The 14,699-nt window shown below is 55.8% G+C and carries 15 protein-coding genes and 1 pseudogene; 11 read left to right on the top strand and 5 right to left on the bottom strand.

Annotated elements, in window-relative coordinates:
- The first annotated feature begins 317 nt into the window (after positions 1-317).
- On the top strand, positions 318-977 hold the full coding sequence (locus R6T97_RS06595; protein WP_410348498.1) for a TetR/AcrR family transcriptional regulator: 660 nt from the start codon (positions 318-320) through the stop codon (positions 975-977).
- A gap of 61 nt (positions 978-1,038) precedes the next feature.
- Here the strand turns inward: R6T97_RS06595 and R6T97_RS06590 are convergent, their stop codons facing one another.
- Genes R6T97_RS06590 through R6T97_RS06580 form a run of 3 tightly spaced genes read right to left on the bottom strand, consistent with a single transcriptional unit; the run spans position 1,039 to position 4,141 of the window.
- Complete coding sequence (locus tag R6T97_RS06590; RefSeq protein WP_410348497.1) at positions 1,039-2,271, bottom strand: FAD binding domain-containing protein; 1,233 nt, start codon at positions 2,269-2,271, stop codon at positions 1,039-1,041.
- Positions 2,272-2,284: 13 nt separating this feature from the next.
- Entirely contained in the window at positions 2,285-3,607 is a 1,323-nt protein-coding gene (locus R6T97_RS06585) for a TRAP transporter large permease (RefSeq protein ID WP_410348496.1), read from the bottom strand.
- Positions 3,608-3,610: 3 nt separating this feature from the next.
- Positions 3,611-4,141, bottom strand: a complete 531-nt coding sequence (locus R6T97_RS06580; RefSeq protein WP_410348495.1) for a TRAP transporter small permease subunit — start codon at positions 4,139-4,141, stop codon at positions 3,611-3,613.
- A gap of 118 nt (positions 4,142-4,259) precedes the next feature.
- Between R6T97_RS06580 and R6T97_RS06575 the strand changes: the two genes are divergently transcribed.
- Both R6T97_RS06575 and R6T97_RS06570 read left to right on the top strand, forming a co-directional pair.
- Positions 4,260-5,336, top strand: a complete 1,077-nt coding sequence (locus tag R6T97_RS06575) for a C4-dicarboxylate TRAP transporter substrate-binding protein (protein ID WP_410348494.1) — start codon at positions 4,260-4,262, stop codon at positions 5,334-5,336.
- 74 nt (positions 5,337-5,410) lie between these two features.
- A complete protein-coding gene (locus R6T97_RS06570) occupies positions 5,411-5,836 on the top strand; it encodes a hypothetical protein (RefSeq protein ID WP_410348493.1) in 426 nt (141 codons plus the stop codon).
- Between the two features lie 109 nt (positions 5,837-5,945).
- Here R6T97_RS06570 and R6T97_RS06565 read toward each other — a convergent pair.
- Together R6T97_RS06565 and R6T97_RS06560 are read right to left on the bottom strand one after the other, a co-directional pair.
- A pseudogene (locus R6T97_RS06565) lies at positions 5,946-6,032 on the bottom strand (transposase); the annotation flags it as partial.
- 222 nt (positions 6,033-6,254) lie between these two features.
- Positions 6,255-7,238 carry a LysR family transcriptional regulator gene (locus tag R6T97_RS06560; RefSeq protein WP_410348492.1) on the bottom strand — a complete coding sequence of 328 codons (984 nt, stop codon included), beginning with the start codon at positions 7,236-7,238 and terminating at the stop codon, positions 6,255-6,257.
- Between the two features lie 141 nt (positions 7,239-7,379).
- On the opposite strand from R6T97_RS06560, the gene R6T97_RS06555 reads away from it, so the two are divergent.
- The 8 genes from R6T97_RS06555 to R6T97_RS06520 all read left to right on the top strand — a co-directional run bounded on the left by R6T97_RS06555 (position 7,380) and on the right by R6T97_RS06520 (position 14,388).
- Positions 7,380-8,156, top strand: a complete 777-nt coding sequence (locus tag R6T97_RS06555) for a transporter substrate-binding domain-containing protein (protein ID WP_410348491.1) — start codon at positions 7,380-7,382, stop codon at positions 8,154-8,156.
- A gap of 143 nt (positions 8,157-8,299) precedes the next feature.
- Complete coding sequence (locus R6T97_RS06550) at positions 8,300-8,947, top strand: amino acid ABC transporter permease (protein ID WP_410348490.1); 648 nt, start codon at positions 8,300-8,302, stop codon at positions 8,945-8,947.
- A gap of 18 nt (positions 8,948-8,965) precedes the next feature.
- Positions 8,966-9,622 (top strand): amino acid ABC transporter permease, encoded by a 657-nt coding sequence (locus R6T97_RS06545; protein ID WP_410348489.1) that lies wholly within the window; start codon positions 8,966-8,968, stop codon positions 9,620-9,622.
- Positions 9,623-9,638: 16 nt separating this feature from the next.
- Positions 9,639-10,409, top strand: a complete 771-nt coding sequence (locus tag R6T97_RS06540; RefSeq protein ID WP_410348488.1) for an amino acid ABC transporter ATP-binding protein — start codon at positions 9,639-9,641, stop codon at positions 10,407-10,409.
- Entirely contained in the window at positions 10,406-11,758 is a 1,353-nt protein-coding gene (locus R6T97_RS06535) for an aspartate aminotransferase family protein (protein WP_410348487.1), read from the top strand. Before R6T97_RS06540 ends, R6T97_RS06535 begins: the two co-directional genes overlap by 4 nt.
- On the top strand, positions 11,755-12,447 hold the full coding sequence (locus R6T97_RS06530) for a CoA transferase subunit A (protein WP_410348486.1): 693 nt from the start codon (positions 11,755-11,757) through the stop codon (positions 12,445-12,447). The genes R6T97_RS06535 and R6T97_RS06530 overlap by 4 nt, the downstream gene beginning before the upstream one ends.
- Complete coding sequence (locus R6T97_RS06525; RefSeq protein WP_410348485.1) at positions 12,434-13,087, top strand: 3-oxoacid CoA-transferase subunit B; 654 nt, start codon at positions 12,434-12,436, stop codon at positions 13,085-13,087. The genes R6T97_RS06530 and R6T97_RS06525 overlap by 14 nt, the downstream gene beginning before the upstream one ends.
- Positions 13,088-13,095: 8 nt before the next feature.
- Positions 13,096-14,388, top strand: coding sequence for an ArgE/DapE family deacylase (locus R6T97_RS06520; RefSeq protein WP_410348484.1), 1,293 nt, complete (start codon positions 13,096-13,098; stop codon positions 14,386-14,388).
- Positions 14,389-14,699 lie beyond the last annotated feature (311 nt).

Here is a 14,699-nt window from a genome sequence, read left to right as displayed (position 1 = left end):
TTGCCCAAGTTGATTTTCGAGGCAGCGCAGCATCGGGGCCCAGTCGCGCCTGATCGGTGCAAGCATCAGCCATCAGGCGCTTGACCGCTTAACGCCGCAGTGCATCTTTCGTAGATTTGCCATTCATGCATCCTGCAGCATTTTCAATGTGCGGATGGCGGCAGTGCACTCTTTGCTCACGCGACCTTTATGACCGGAAGGAGTGCTGTCAGCCCTTTTGTGGATATCTGCGTTTTCTAACCCGCCTTGCTTTGGGAGTAATAATCATAGATTATTGAATGATAAATTAATAAGATATCGAGCGAAGGATATTGCCAGTGTCGGACATAGGGAAAAGACTGCCACGCAAACGATTTTCACCTGACGAGCGCCGGAAGCTCATTCTTGATGGCGCGATCCATTTTTTCGCAGAGCACGGTATTGACGGGTCGACACATCAGCTGGCCAAGGAACTGAACATCACGCAACCGCTGATCTATCAATATTTTCCCAACAAGGAATATCTGATTGATGCGGTATATGACGAACTATTCAACGGGCGCTGGAATCCTGAGTGGGATACCCTTTTGAAAGATCGCACGCGTCCGTTAAGCCTTCGACTGCTTCAATTTTACAGTGAGTATTCACAGGTCATACAGGCACCAGAATGGATTCGAATATATCTCGACTCCGGGCTTAAACATCTGCAACTGAACCGGCGTTACAACACCATTATCGAGCAGAGTGTCATCCACCGTATTTGCGATGAAATGCGTGTCAGTCTGGGCCTGCCAGACCTCGACGATCTACCGATCACAGATGCCGAATTCGAAGCCGTATGGACCATGCATGGCGGCTTGTTTTATCATGGCGTTCGCAAGCATGTTTATAAGCTTGAAACGACGCGGGATTATGAAGCTGTCATTGCAGATATTGTTGAGGGATTTGTCGTCGGTTTTGAGGTTGTCGTGCGCAGGGCTGTCGTCCGTTCCAGATGACATAACGACATCAGGCTATGATCGGTTTATGCCGATAAACTGATCATAGCTTTGTTCATACTTATACAGTTTCAAGAAAGTCAGCTGTTGCTGTCTCGCGCAGCACCGCATCAGGAGAACGGTGACGTTCAGCTGCGCTGCGCTCCTCTTCGGTAAGAACCTGGGCCTGCATGTAAGCTCCCAGCGCACGCGCATGTTCGACAACATACTGATCGACAGGCCGGCGCGTGGCGTCGAACGCAGCCAGTGCATCAGCGACACTATTGTCAGAACGTGACATCACTTCGGCGAGCACGACGGCATCTTCTGCGGCCTTTGTCACGCCCATGCCGCAATGGGGGCGGCCGACAAAAGCGGCATCACCCAGAAGTACGACACGCCCCAGGGTCATCTGCGTTACGGACAGGTCATAGATTGGCTGGATGAACGGGGTTTCGGTGCGGGAGATCAATTCGGCAAACTGCGGTGACAACAAGTTGTCTGCGGCCTGACGCATCTCGGCCATCTTTTCGGGGCGTAGCAGTAATGGCGAAATCGACAGTTCATGCGTGACCCCATCAGTCCCGGTCAGCAAGTCGGTCAACACTGCCTCGTCTGCGGGTCGGTACCAGACAAAGTTATACCGCCTGTGACCGGGACGCATGTCGTTGCCCTCACCTGCGACGGGATACCCCAGTATCTGTTCGCCCTCGGGCAGGCAAAAGGCAAAATATGGAAACATCTCCGCGCGGGCCCGTTCGGAAAGATCCGCTTCGTTCACCATCCCCCGCCATGCAATATAGCCGGCATAAGAAGTGGGCGTGTCAGGCAGCATCTGGTCGCGCACTGTCGAACGAAACCCGTCCGCACCGATCAACAGATCTCCGGTCGTGCTTGTCCCGTCCTCAAAATGGGCAGTCACGCCGGTTTCAGTTTCCTCGTAGCGGAGCAGGGTCTTGCCGCGATGGACCAGCGCGTCTGGCAGGGCAGCGCTAGCGATCTCGTGCATTTTACTCCAAGAAGTCAGAATCTGCGGAAGTTCCAGCCGTTCTGTTCCCGCGCCCGTCCGGTCAAAAACAACGCGTCCGGTCGTCGGTACGCCGATGCTGTCGTCCACGGAAATACCCATAGCCGAAAGGGCCCGAAACAACGATCCGTGCGTCACGATCCCGGCGCCGCGCCCTGACAGGGGGACCGACACGCGCTCGTGCACCTCGACATCCCAGCCGGCCTTGCGCAGGGCAATGGCTGAGAACAGTCCGGCCATGGACCCGCCGATAATAATCGCTTTGCGAGGAAGGTTATCTGTGCTCATTGATGGACTCCGTTTACATGCGGTTAGGAAGAAAAGTCACGATATTCGGGAAAGTGAGGATGATCAGGCCTGCCAGTACGATCAGCAGCCAATACGGCGTCGCACCGCGAAACACCTCGCCGATCGACACCTCTTCGGGCACCGATCCTTTGACAACAAAGACCAGCAGGCCGAACGGTGGTGTCAGCAGCCCTGCCTCGATCACGAGAATGCCGTAAATGGCGAAAACCAGTGGATCATAACCAAAGCCATGTGCAATAGGCGCAAAGATCGGAACTGTCAGCAAGATGATCGACGTCGAATCAAGCATCATGCCCATCAAAAGCCAGACGATCGTCATAGCAAAGATGAGGCTGATCGGTCCAAAGCCTGCGCCGGTGATCCAATCGGTCATCACCATAAGCGCCCCGCTGGATACCAGAAACCGCGAATAAAGCCCTGCCATCAACAGCAAGAACATGATCGGTGCAATCGTCAGCCCTGAAGATATGATAGACCCCGACAACTGACGCAGGCGTACGCCTTTCAGCAAGGCGAGACAAAGCGCGCCCACAGCGCCGATTCCGGCCGCTTCGGTTGGTGTGGCGAAGCCGCCCCAAATCCCGCCCAATACGAGTGCGATCAACACGATAATCCCCAGGCCGGACAGCAAAACGCTCCGGTTGATTTCTTCGGACACAGGGGACGTGCCCGCTTCGGTCTGGACTGTATACGGGGTTTTTTCCGGATTTATGAACGCCGTTACGACAAGATAGAGCACGAACAGCGATGCTACCAGAAGCCCCGGCAGCACGCCGGCGACGAAAAGCTTGCCAATCGAAATTTCGGTCAGGATTCCCCAGAAGATCAGGAGTATCGACGGCGGGATCAGCATGCCCAGCATGCCACTGCCAGCGATGACACCCAAAGCCAGCGGACGATCATAACCATAGCGGCGCATCTGCGGATAGGCGACGCGTGAAAAAGTTGCTGCGGCGGCGACGCTGACACCGGAAATGGCCGCGAACATGGCATTGCCAAAGACCGTCGCGACGGCAAGGCGGGCAGGTACACGCCGCAGCATCCGGTTCATCAGCGTAAAGACATCCTGTGCGGCACCTGATGTGGTGATGAAATTACCCATGATGACAAACAAGGGAATGGTCGCAAACACGTAGTCGCGCAGCATGCTGAACGCGACGCTGCCAGCCATGGCAAATGCAATGTCCCAGCTTTGAAATAATACATAGATACCGACAAGCGATACCGTACCCAGCGCAACGCCAATGGGGATGCCAAACACGATCAAAATGGTCAGCCCGATCAGGCTGAGCGTCGTTAGCAAAGTGATGTCCATGCTTTACGCTCCCGCGCCGTTTCGGCCGGAAAGGCCGTTTTTATCATCGCCCCGGGGTTGAAAAAGCCCCCAAACAGTTCGCACGATCAACAAGGCGTAAACGGCGACAGTCAGGACGCTCATTCCAAAAATGATGGCCCGCACAGGGTAGACTGGAACGCGAAGCGCGCCTTCGCCTTCAAACTCGCCAATCCGGAATCCCGTAATCATGTCCGACCAACTGCCCGTTGCGATGGCATAGAACACAAATAACCCCAGCAGGCTTGCCATCACATCAAGCAACCCCCGGGCGGTGGCTGGCAACACCTGATACAGCAAGGTGGCCCTCAGGAACTGGCCCCTTTCGATCGCCAGTGGAAACTGAAGAAACACGATTGCAACGATCGAATTGGCTACGATTTCCGCTGTTCCCTGCACTGGATGACCGAACATCCGCCCGACCACGTCTGCGACGATTACGAACGCAAGGACAAAGGCCCAAAAAGCAGCCACGACATTGAGAGCCGACGTGGTCCATATGGCAAATCTGTTCATGTTCCCCCCTTCAACTTGAAACGCTTGCACGGTTTCAGTCGAAATATGTGTTGCGTTTTAAATTATCATTCAATAAATAATAGCGCAACCCACACTTTCAGTCATCAGGGAGGAGACCATGGAAGTTTCAGTAAAGGGCCTTGTTTCCAAGGCCATAGTGATAGCGTTGGGCTTGGTGCCCGCTGCTTCATTCGCCGACACATTCACCTTGCGGATCGGATCGGGCCACGCGCTTGGACCGGTGACATATGTGAATACGTCGAACCAATTCCTTGTGCCGGAGATCGAACGGCGTGTTTCCGAACGCACCGAACATACTGTCCGCTTCATCGAAGCCTACGGTGGTTCGATTGCCAAGACCGGCGAAACGCTGGAAGCGGTTGAGAAAGGTATCCTCGACATGGGGCATGTTTGCTTCTGCTTTGAGCCTGCCAAAGCTCCTTTGCAAAACCTAAATTACTTCGTGCCATTCTCGACGCCGTCAGCGGTGCAACAGTTGGAGATCACGCGCGAGGTATATGACGCTTTTCCGGTGATGACCGAGATGTTCTCCGAACAGTATAGTCAGACGCTTTTGGCCCTCACGGGCTATGATAATTACAATCTGGGAACATCGTTCGCTTGGGAAAGTTTTGTTGACCTGGAAGGGCACAAGATTGGCGGTGCTGGCGCGAACCTCAACTGGTTCGAGGGCTCTGGTATGACCGTCGTGCAGGCCGGGATACCTGAATTTTATACCGGTATCCAAACAGGTGTGATTGAAGGGGCATCACTGTTCCCGTCCAGCTATTTTGGACTGAAGCTACATGAAATCGCGCCAAACTATAAGATCGTGAATTTCGGCGCGATGATGGTGAACGGCCTTTTGATCAACAACGATACGCTGGAAGGCCTACCGCAAGAAGTGGCGGATATCATTCGCGAAGTAGCCGCGGAATACGAAAACATGACGGCACAGGCATTGGATGCGGCGCAAGCCGACGGGCTCGAAAAACTCCGCGCGGCCGGTGCAGACGTGACCGAACTTTCCGCAGAAGAACGGCAAGCATGGGCTGAGCGTCTACAAACCTTGCCGACCCGCAAGGCCGAAGAGTTCACAGAGTTGGGCTACGACGGCCCAGCCATCTTCAACGCCTATCTGGCAGCCGCCGAAGCTGCTGGCTTCAGTTTCCCGGTTGACTACACCGTGAAATGACCGACAGGCCCGGGCCATTACTTCAAGCAAGTGGCCCGGGTCGAATGCTGAAATGCTCAACAAGGACGGCCGACATGACAATATCCGACACAGAAACACGCGCGCCATTTGCTGGTTGGAGTGATGCGCTACGTACCGAGTTTGAACAGGCCGCTGGGGATGGCCGTGTTGGCAAGGTGCTGGTATCGGAAAGTGATCGGGTGCGGGTCTGGTCGCTTCGTCTGGAGCCCGGTGAACGCATCCCCTTTCATCAGCATGTGCTGGATTACTTCTGGACTGCGGTTACGCCGGGCAGGGCCATATCGCACATGCAGGATGGCAGCACGGTTGAGGCCGTCTACGCGGCTGGCGATACGAAGCACCACCATTATGGCCCGGGTGAATACAAAATTCATGATCTTGAAAATACAGGTGATGAAGCGCTCGTGTTTACGACTGTTGAGTTCCTCGATAGCGACAACCCGGCGCTTCCTTTGCCGAATAGTGTGAAGCGCACCTGAGTACCCTGCCGATTGGTTCATGCAAACCTGCGGCTGCGCAACGGAATGCAGCGGTATTGGCATCCGCACTGACGAGGCGATGCTTCTAGATCGTGACGAGATGGGGCTATCGGCTGAGATAGGCCAGCACGGCCTCGGGTCCTCCGAAGGGTGGCTTGGCATAGACCACCCATTCAGATTGGCGGAACGGGGCGAGCCATTACGCGAAGGCATCGGAACCTCCTGTATTGTATGATGATTGAGAGGGCCCCAATCATCAGGCAGGACGGCTTAGTCTTTTCGCCACGAGAAGGAGTTGTTCGCTGCAGTTTTAGCGCATCAGGGTTCGTCTCAAGATGACGCAGCCGCTGCTTTCATTGCGCGACCCCAAAATTTGTCTGTATTCGCATGTTCCAGAGGGTCGTTGGGTTGCGGGGATCTAGGTTTGGCTCTTTCGGATCCGCTGATTTCCATAGGTTCGTTCTGCGATGCCGACAGAAGACATGTGCGTTTTGATGGCGGATAGAAATGCGGCCTCGGCCTCGGAAAACCTGCGCGTGGAGTTGCTGATCAGGTAGATGCTGACCTGCGGAAGGTCCTCGTAGGGCGGGATCTGGCGGATACGTCCGGCATCGACGTCTTGTTGGGCCACGTGCAGCGGCAATGCACCGATCCCTATGTTCGACATGATCATGCGCCGGATTTCGTTCAGACTGGAGGAAACCCCGCGCCAGTTGCGCGAAAAATTCAAGCGAGACCGCAATTTTGAAATCGCCTCGAGTGGCCCGCCCTCAGCTTCGGTCTGGAAGGCTACGAACGGCTCGCCTTCCAAGTCCTCATGCGTGATGTTTTCCGCAGTGAACAAGCGGTGTCTCGACCCGCAGAACAGTCCGAAGTATTCTTGGTAGAGTACCATGGTTTCGAGCTTCTCGGGAAGTTTCGACAGCAGGCAAATCCCGAAACTGGGCCGATTCAGGGTCACCAGTTTTTCAACTTCGTCGCTTTCGTGGACCGAAAAGGAATAGGTCACGCTCGGATGCGCGGTTGAAAACTGATGCAGGAAATGGTCGAAGTGTTCGGAAGTAACGGAACTGGTGATCGCAATCGACAGATGGCCGCGCAGTTCCGTGTTGTCTTCGTGCAGGATGGCCGGAAGTTGAGAAACACTCCCGAAAATAGTAGCGCATTCTGTGTAAAGGACATGCCCGGCACGGGTGACGGTGAATTCGTTCGATTTGCGGATCACAAGCGTCTTGCCGACGGTCTGTTCCAGACGTTTCAGTGCCGTAGAAACCGTCGGTTGTTTCAGGCCGAGAAAGGTGGCTGCCTTCGATATGCCGCGCTGTTCGATGACGACCATGAAGGTGCGAAGCAAGTTCCAGTCCAGATTCCAGGGGAAGCGGTTGAGATGCGGCAGGGCCATAGTTTTTATCTATACTGATGATGTTGAATATCTATTTGATCAATTCTTGTGACCATGCAAGTCTTTTATCCAGAGCGGGAGCAATCCGCCATTTTTCTGCGGGTGAAATACCTGCTTCGAACAACCAACATGGAGATGAACATGATACTTCGCCGTACGATTCTGAAATCGGCCATTGTTGCAGTGGGCCTTGCCGTCACCGGGCTGAACGCTGCTGCTGCCGATGAGCTGGAAACCCTCAAGGAAGCGGGCGTGATCCGCATTGCAATGTCAGGTGCCTACCCGCCATTTAACTTTGTAAACGATCAGAACGAAGTTGTCGGGTTCGATCCCGCTGTCGGCGCTGAAATCGCCCGCCGCATGGGCATGGAGGCAGAGATTGTCACCACTGCATGGGATGGCATCATCGGTGGCCTGTTGGCCAACAAATACGACGCGATCGTCGGCTCTATGACAATTACAGACGAACGTGACGAAGTCGTCGACTTTGTCGGCCCATATTATTCGGACAAGCGCGCCATCTTTACCAAGCCGGGCTCGGGCATCAGCAGCCTTGAGGATCTGGAAGGTAAGCGCGTGGGCTTGACCCTGGGCGAGACGCATGAGGACTGGGCGCGTGAGCGGGGCTACGACATCAATACCTATAAAGGCCTGCCAGAACTTCTGCTTGAGCTGGAAAACGGCCGCGTTGACGCCATCGTGAACGATTCCATCGCCGCGATTCTGGCGATGTCTGCAAAGGGTCAGGAATTCGAGATGTTCGCTGATCCCACCACCGAGCCTTTTGGTGCAGGGATTGCGATTCGTGAAGGCAACCCCGAACTGGCAGCTGAAATGCAGGCGGCACTGGATGCCATGATGGAAGACGGAACGTACCTGCAGCTTGCTGAAGAGTGGATTGGCGCGGATATCCGCTAAATCCGAACTGGCCCCCGCCAGTTTGTGGCGGGGGCAATTATTCTTGATGCGGACCTGTTGAAACCCTCTGAAGTGTAAAGAGGTCGTCAACAGGCCTGGGCGATGCGCCCGTTTTCGCGCGATCGGCAAAAAAGGGGCATGACATGGACATTGACCTGATGATCAGGGTCTATCCGTTCTTTCTCGAGGCAGCCTGGGTGACGATTTTGCTGTCGGTTCTGACGGCGCTGCTTGGGCTGACCTGCGGGGCGCTTGGGGCCGCATCACGGTTGTCGCGCTTTGCATTGCTGCGCTTTGCGGGGGCAGTCTATGTCAGCGTTTTTCGCGGCACCCCGGCGCTGATCCAGTTGTTTATCCTTTATTTTGGCGGGCCGCAGATTGGCATCCAACTGAACGCGTTCGAGGCGGGAGTCATCGGTCTGGGGATCAACGCCGGGGCCTATATGACCGAAACAATCCGTGGCGCGATCATCTCGATCGACAAGGGCCAGCGAGAAGCGGCACGCACGCTGGGCCTAAGCCAGTGGCAGGCAATGTACCGGATCATCCTCCCGCAGGCTGCACGGCTGATGGTGCGCCCGCTTGGCGTGAACCTGAATATGCTGATCAAGGCCACCGCATTGGTGGCCGCGATTTCGGTCATTGAACTGACCTATACGGCGCAGCGCTATATCGGGTCGACCTACAAGCCGCTCGAAATGTTCCTGCTGGCGGGGATTCTTTACATGATCATCATCTACGCGACCGGCCGGGGCGTTGCCTGGTTGGATCGCAAAGTACAGATCACCTGACCTGAAAGGACTGACAAGATGGGCCTCGATTTCACGGTTGTTCCAAAGTACTTCGACATCCTCTTGCTGGGCTGCGCATGGACGATCGGCATTACTCTTGCGGCGGCTTTACTCAGCTTTTTTGGTGGGATCGTGTTCGCGGTGGTGGCACTTTACGGACCGTGGTTCATCCGGCTGCCGTTTCGTCTGATCGCATGGGTGTTTATGGGTACGCCGCTGCTGTTGCAACTGTTCTTGATCTATTTCGGGCTGGTCCAGATCGGTATTGACCTGCCGGCTTTCGTCGCGGGGATCATCGGGCTGGGGCTGCATTTCGCAGTCTATAACTCGGAACTGATCCAGACTGCGATCCTGTCAGTGGACAAGGGCCAGATGGAGGCTGCGCGCACCGTCGGCCTGTCGCGTGGTCAGGCGCTGCGCAAGGTCGTGATACCGCAGGCGGTGCGGGACGTGATCCCGCCCATCGGTAATAACATGATCGCGCTTCTCAAAGACAGCGCGCTGGTCTCGGTGATCGGGGTGAGTGAGCTGACCCTCTCGGCCCAGCGGGCAATAGGCGCGACCTATAGGCCATTCGAGTTCTACCTCATGGCCGCCGCTTTCTATTACGTTATCAACCTCGGCATGGAATGGGTCGTGCGGAGAATAGAGCGCCGCATCTCAATCTCGCGCTGATCTTAAGGGGCCAAATATGACCAATCAAAAAAACTTCGTCGAAATTCGTCATGCTCAGAAATCCTATGGATCACTCGAGGTTCTGAAAGATATCAGTCTGAATGTGGAGCGCGGCCAGATTGTAGCAATCATTGGCCCTTCCGGATCCGGTAAATCAACCCTGCTGCGCGCGATCAACGATCTTGATCCCTTGACGGATGGCGAAATCTATCTGGACGGGGTGCAGGTGAATAAAACCCTGCCGCACAGGCAATATGAAAAGCATATCAACGAGATGCGCCAGCAGATCGGTATGGTGTTCCAGCACTTCAATCTGTTCCCGCACATGACCGCCCGCGAAAATGTCACCATGGCACCGAAGATGCTCAAGGGGCTGTCCGCGGAACAGGCCGATGCGCTGGCCGAAGAACAGCTAGACAAGGTCGGCATGCTCGACCGGATCGACTATTACCCGTCGCGGCTGTCCGGCGGCCAGAAGCAGCGTGTGGCCATTGCCCGGGCGTTGGCGATGAAGCCCAAGCTGATGCTCTTCGACGAGGTGACCTCGGCGCTGGATCCGGAACTTGTGGACGAGGTCAATCTGGTCATGAAAAAGCTGGCCGAAGAGCACATGACCATGATCATCGTCACGCATGAAATGGATTTCGCCGCCTCGGTCTGTGACCGGGTCCTGTTCATGGAGCAGGGCGTGGTGGTCGAGGAAGGTCCGCCTGAGGTGGTGTTCAAGAACCCGGCCAAGGACCGCACCAAGGAGTTTCTGAGAAAACATCTGGCAGGTGCCAAGTGACAAACGAACCCTCTTATCTGTTCTACCAGTCCCGCAACCCGCGCCCATTCCTTGATCGGGGAGAGGGCATATACCTGTTCGACGAAAGCGGTAAGCGCTACATCGACGGTTCTTCCGGGGCGATGGTGTCGAATATCGGTCATTCCAACCCGCGGGTTCTGGCCAAGATCAAGTCCCAGATGGACAAGGCCACATTCGGCTACCGCCTGCATTTCCGTACTCATCCTTCCGAAGATCTGGCCGCCAAGACCGTTGCGATGACACCTGAAGGTCTGGACCGGGTGTTCTTTGTCTCCGGTGGGTCCGAGGCGGTGGAAAGCGCCATAAAGCTTGCGCGGCAATACGCACTGACACAGGGGCAGGCGTTACGCTACAAGGTCATTTCCCGCTTTCCATCCTATCATGGCTGTACGTTGGGCGCGCTGGACCTGACTGGTTATGCCCCGTTGCGCGAACCTTTTGCCCCGATGATGGCCGGGATGCCGAAGATTGCCGCGCCTGCGACATATCTGGATCGGGACAACCTGACCGAAGAAGAGCGCGGGCTGAAATATGCGGAGCTCTTGCGCGACAAGATCGAGGAATTGGGGCCAGAAACCGTTTTGGCATTCCTGATGGAGCCGGTCGGCGGCGCCTCGACCGGGGCGCTGGTCGCGCCCGACAGTTACTATGGCCGCGTGCGTGAAATCTGTGATGAATACGGGGTGCTGTTGATCTATGACGAGGTCATGACCGGCGCGGGCCGCACGGGAAAGTTCCTTGCCGCAGAGCATTGGGGCATCATCCCCGATATCGTGGCCATGTCCAAGGGCTTTGGTGCGGGCTACGCGCCTTTGGGTGCCATCGTTGCCGGCGCGCGTTTGGTAGAGCCGGTTCTGGATGCGGGTGGGTTCCTGCATGGCTTTACTTACGCCGGCAATCCTCTGGCCTGTTCTGCCGGGCTGGCCGTGCTGGAAGAAATGGAAGATCAGGGCCTGATTGAGAATGCCGCGCGTATGGGCGACGTGTTGATGGCCGAATTACGCGCATTGATGGATCGATACCCTTTCATAGGGGATGTTCGCGGCAAGGGGTTGCTTACCGCATTCGAATTTGTCGCCGACCGCGCCACAATGGAACCGCTGGACCCCAAGCTGAATGCGCATGAACGACTTGTCGAATTGGCTTATGCACGTGGTCTGATCATCTATTCGCGCCGGACCCGGGGTGGGAAGGCGGGTGACCATTTCATGGTGGCACCACCGCTGATCATCACCGAAACGCAGATCGAAGAGATGATGGTGATCCTGCGTGATGCCCTGGATGCCTTTGCGGACGAAGTTGGTTTGTCGGTGGAGACGGCAGCATGAAGCTTCCTGACAAGCAATGCGCCATTTCAGCGGCGATTGGCAAAATCAAAGATGGCGACACAGTCATGGTCGGCGGATTCGGCGTACCGGGCACACCCATGACACTCATCCATTCTCTGGTCGATCACGGTGCCCGCAACCTGACCCTGATCAAGAACGATGCGAACGAGCCCGGCATGGGCATTGATCATCTCTTGCAAAGCGGACAGATCGCGCACTTGATTACCACGCACCTTGGTCTGAACGGCAATGCGATTACTTTGATGAATTCGGGCAAACTTGCAGTGGAATTCAATGCGCAGGGTATCCTGGCCGAACGCATCCGGGCCGGTGGTGCCGGGATCGGGGCGATCCTCAGCGATATTGGCATCGGAACGGAACTGGCGGACGGCAAACAGGTGGTGGAGCTGCAAGGCAAGCCATATGTGGTAGAGCCCGCCTTGCGCGCTGATGTGGCCCTGATCCATGCTGATCGCGCCGATCGCTTCGGCAATCTGGCCTATGTCGCGACCGCGCGAAATTTTAACCCCCTGATGGCAATGGCCGCCCGTTGCGTCATTGTAGAAGCCGAACGGGTTCTGCCGCTTGGACAGCTTCGTGCGGATGAAGTGCATACGCCCGGCGTATTTGTCGACCACATCACCGAGCTTGGTGAATTGTCCGAGGAGTATGCAGTTGTCCGACGTTAGGGATCGTATGGTGGCCCGTGCCGCACGGGAAATCGCACCGGGGATGGTGGTCAATTTGGGGATTGGCCTGCCGACAAAGGTGGTCAACCACCTGCCTGCGGATTTCCCCGTTTGCTTGCATACAGAGAACGGCCTGACGGGGATCGGCCCGACCTTGTCCTCAGAAATGGCTGACCGGAACCTGATCGATGCCGGTGGCGCTTATGTTTCGACAATTCCGGGATCGGCCTTTTTTGACAGTGCCACCAGTTTTGCCATTGTACGGTCCGGTCGGCTTGACCTTACCATGCTTGGCGCGTTCGAAGTCAGCGCTGCCGGCGATCTGGCCAATTGGAAAATCCCCGGAAAATTTAGCCCCGGCGTTGGCGGTGGAATCGAACTTGCGCAAAAAGCGCGACGCGTCGTTGTTCTTACCACCCATACGGACCGAGTGGGAAACGCCAAGCTGAAACAGGACTGTTCGCTGCCGCTAACGGCCCGCGCCTGTGTGTCGCGGATATTTACGGACATGGCCGTGATCGATGTAACGGCAGGTGGTTTTGTCCTTGTTGAAATTGCGGATGGGGTCAGCGTCGCTGACGTAACCGCGGCAACCGACGCGCCGCTGGGTGTGCCTTTTATGCCCCTGCCTACATTCTGAGAATTCTGATGCATGAAGACCTGAAAAATCACCTGTGTGATGCTGTCGATCAAAAGTTTGAACGGCAGGTCGCCTTTCTGTCCGCGCTGACGTCGCATCCCTCGACCCGTGGGAACGAGCAATCAGCACAGGCATTCATGGCCGATGAACTGGCAGCGCGGGGGTATGAGATTGACCGCTGGCAAATCGATATCGCCGAAATCCAGCATTTGCCGGGCTTTTCGCCCGTGCTGGGCCCTTACGACGATGCGGTGAATGTCGTTGGCATCCATCGGTCCAAAACGCAAAATGGCCGATCGCTGATCCTTAACGGGCACATCGACGTCGTTCCTGCGGGGCCGCTGGACATCTGGGACAGCCCGCCGTTTGAACCGCGGGTCGCAGATGGTTGGCTTTATGGGCGCGGCGGAGGGGATATGAAGGCCGGTCTCGCATCGAACCTCTTTGCACTTGATGCGCTTGCCACTTGCGGGCTTGCTCCGGGTGGCGATGTCTACTTCCAATCCGTGGTCGAGGAAGAATGCACCGGTAATGGCGCGCTGGCCTGTCTGGCGCGCGGTTACACCGCCGACGCCGCGCTGATCCCCGAGCCGTTTTCCGAACACCTTGTCACCGCCCAGCTGGGTGTCATCTGGTTTCAGGTTCACCTCAAGGGGCTGCCGACCCACGTCGCCTATGCCGGGACCGGGGCAAACGCGATCGAGGCGGCCTTTCCGCTGATCCGCGCTTTGCATGAAATGGAGCATCGCTGGAATGCGTCGGAAAACCGGCCTGACGAATACGGGCATGTGGATCACGCGCTGAACCTCAATATCGGCAAGATCGAGGGCGGCGACTGGACAAGCTCTGTTCCTGCGTGGAGCGTGTTCGATGTTCGCATGGCGATCTTCCCGGGGCAGTCAATCGAGGTCGCGAAGGCCGAAATCGAACAGGTGATCATGGACGCGGCGCGCGAAAACGCGTTCCTGCGCAATTCACTGCCCGAAATCGTCTACCACGGATTTCACGCAGAAGGTTATGCACTGTCCCGCGATAGTTCGGCGAACGCTGCTTCAGCCATTGCGGCGCTGGACAAGGCGCACCACAAAGTCAGCGGAGAGGCCTTGCAGCGCGAGGCCATCACTGCCACCACCGATGCACGCTTCTTCGGGCTTTATGCGGACATACCTGCATTGGTCTATGGCCCACGTGCCGAAGCGATTCACGGTTTCAACGAACGTGTCGATCTTGAAAGCATGCGTCGCATCACCAAGGCAACCGCACTTTTCATCGCCGATTGGTGCGGCACAGAAGAGGTATAAGTCATGCGCGATGCTGTCATAGTTTCAACTGCCCGCAATGAGTGATACAAAATGACAAACAGAAAAGGAAGTAAATTTAATGCCACAGTGCAATATTTGGGTGTTCAGAATTCAACAGGATATGACCTTATTTCATTGAGTCCGGAGAAATGCTCTTACGAGAAGTTTTGGACTTAGCAATACTGAAGCCTTATTATAATTGAAAAAGCGGCCGAATGGCCATGCCTCTTTCCACCTTCTAAGGAAAGAAGGTTTTAATTGTATTATTCTTAACTTATGAGCTACCATTTTATTCCAATTACGATTTAAAA

The organism is Yoonia sp. (genome assembly GCF_046498525.1).
Taxonomy (GTDB): Bacteria; Pseudomonadota; Alphaproteobacteria; order Rhodobacterales; family Rhodobacteraceae; genus Yoonia.
Note: the sequence above shows the minus strand (reverse complement) of the source record. Positions and strands in the feature narration are given on the sequence as shown.

What these genes read in the sequence shown, in the direction of transcription:
- R6T97_RS06555 (WP_410348491.1), top strand. Translation starts at nt 7,380, where the DNA reads ATGATACTTCGCCGTACGATTCTGAAATCGGCCATTGTTGCAGTGGGC.
- R6T97_RS06545 (WP_410348489.1), top strand. Translation starts at nt 8,966, where the DNA reads ATGGGCCTCGATTTCACGGTTGTTCCAAAGTACTTCGACATCCTCTTG.
- R6T97_RS06540 (WP_410348488.1), top strand. Translation starts at nt 9,639, where the DNA reads ATGACCAATCAAAAAAACTTCGTCGAAATTCGTCATGCTCAGAAATCC.
- R6T97_RS06560 (WP_410348492.1), bottom strand. Translation starts at nt 7,238, where the DNA reads ATGGCCCTGCCGCATCTCAACCGCTTCCCCTGGAATCTGGACTGGAAC.
- R6T97_RS06570 (WP_410348493.1), top strand. Translation starts at nt 5,411, where the DNA reads ATGACAATATCCGACACAGAAACACGCGCGCCATTTGCTGGTTGGAGT.
- R6T97_RS06550 (WP_410348490.1), top strand. Translation starts at nt 8,300, where the DNA reads ATGGACATTGACCTGATGATCAGGGTCTATCCGTTCTTTCTCGAGGCA.
- R6T97_RS06520 (WP_410348484.1), top strand. Translation starts at nt 13,096, where the DNA reads ATGCATGAAGACCTGAAAAATCACCTGTGTGATGCTGTCGATCAAAAG.
- R6T97_RS06585 (WP_410348496.1), bottom strand. Translation starts at nt 3,607, where the DNA reads ATGGACATCACTTTGCTAACGACGCTCAGCCTGATCGGGCTGACCATT.
- R6T97_RS06590 (WP_410348497.1), bottom strand. Translation starts at nt 2,271, where the DNA reads ATGAGCACAGATAACCTTCCTCGCAAAGCGATTATTATCGGCGGGTCC.
- R6T97_RS06575 (WP_410348494.1), top strand. Translation starts at nt 4,260, where the DNA reads ATGGAAGTTTCAGTAAAGGGCCTTGTTTCCAAGGCCATAGTGATAGCG.
- R6T97_RS06530 (WP_410348486.1), top strand. Translation starts at nt 11,755, where the DNA reads ATGAAGCTTCCTGACAAGCAATGCGCCATTTCAGCGGCGATTGGCAAA.
- R6T97_RS06580 (WP_410348495.1), bottom strand. Translation starts at nt 4,141, where the DNA reads ATGAACAGATTTGCCATATGGACCACGTCGGCTCTCAATGTCGTGGCT.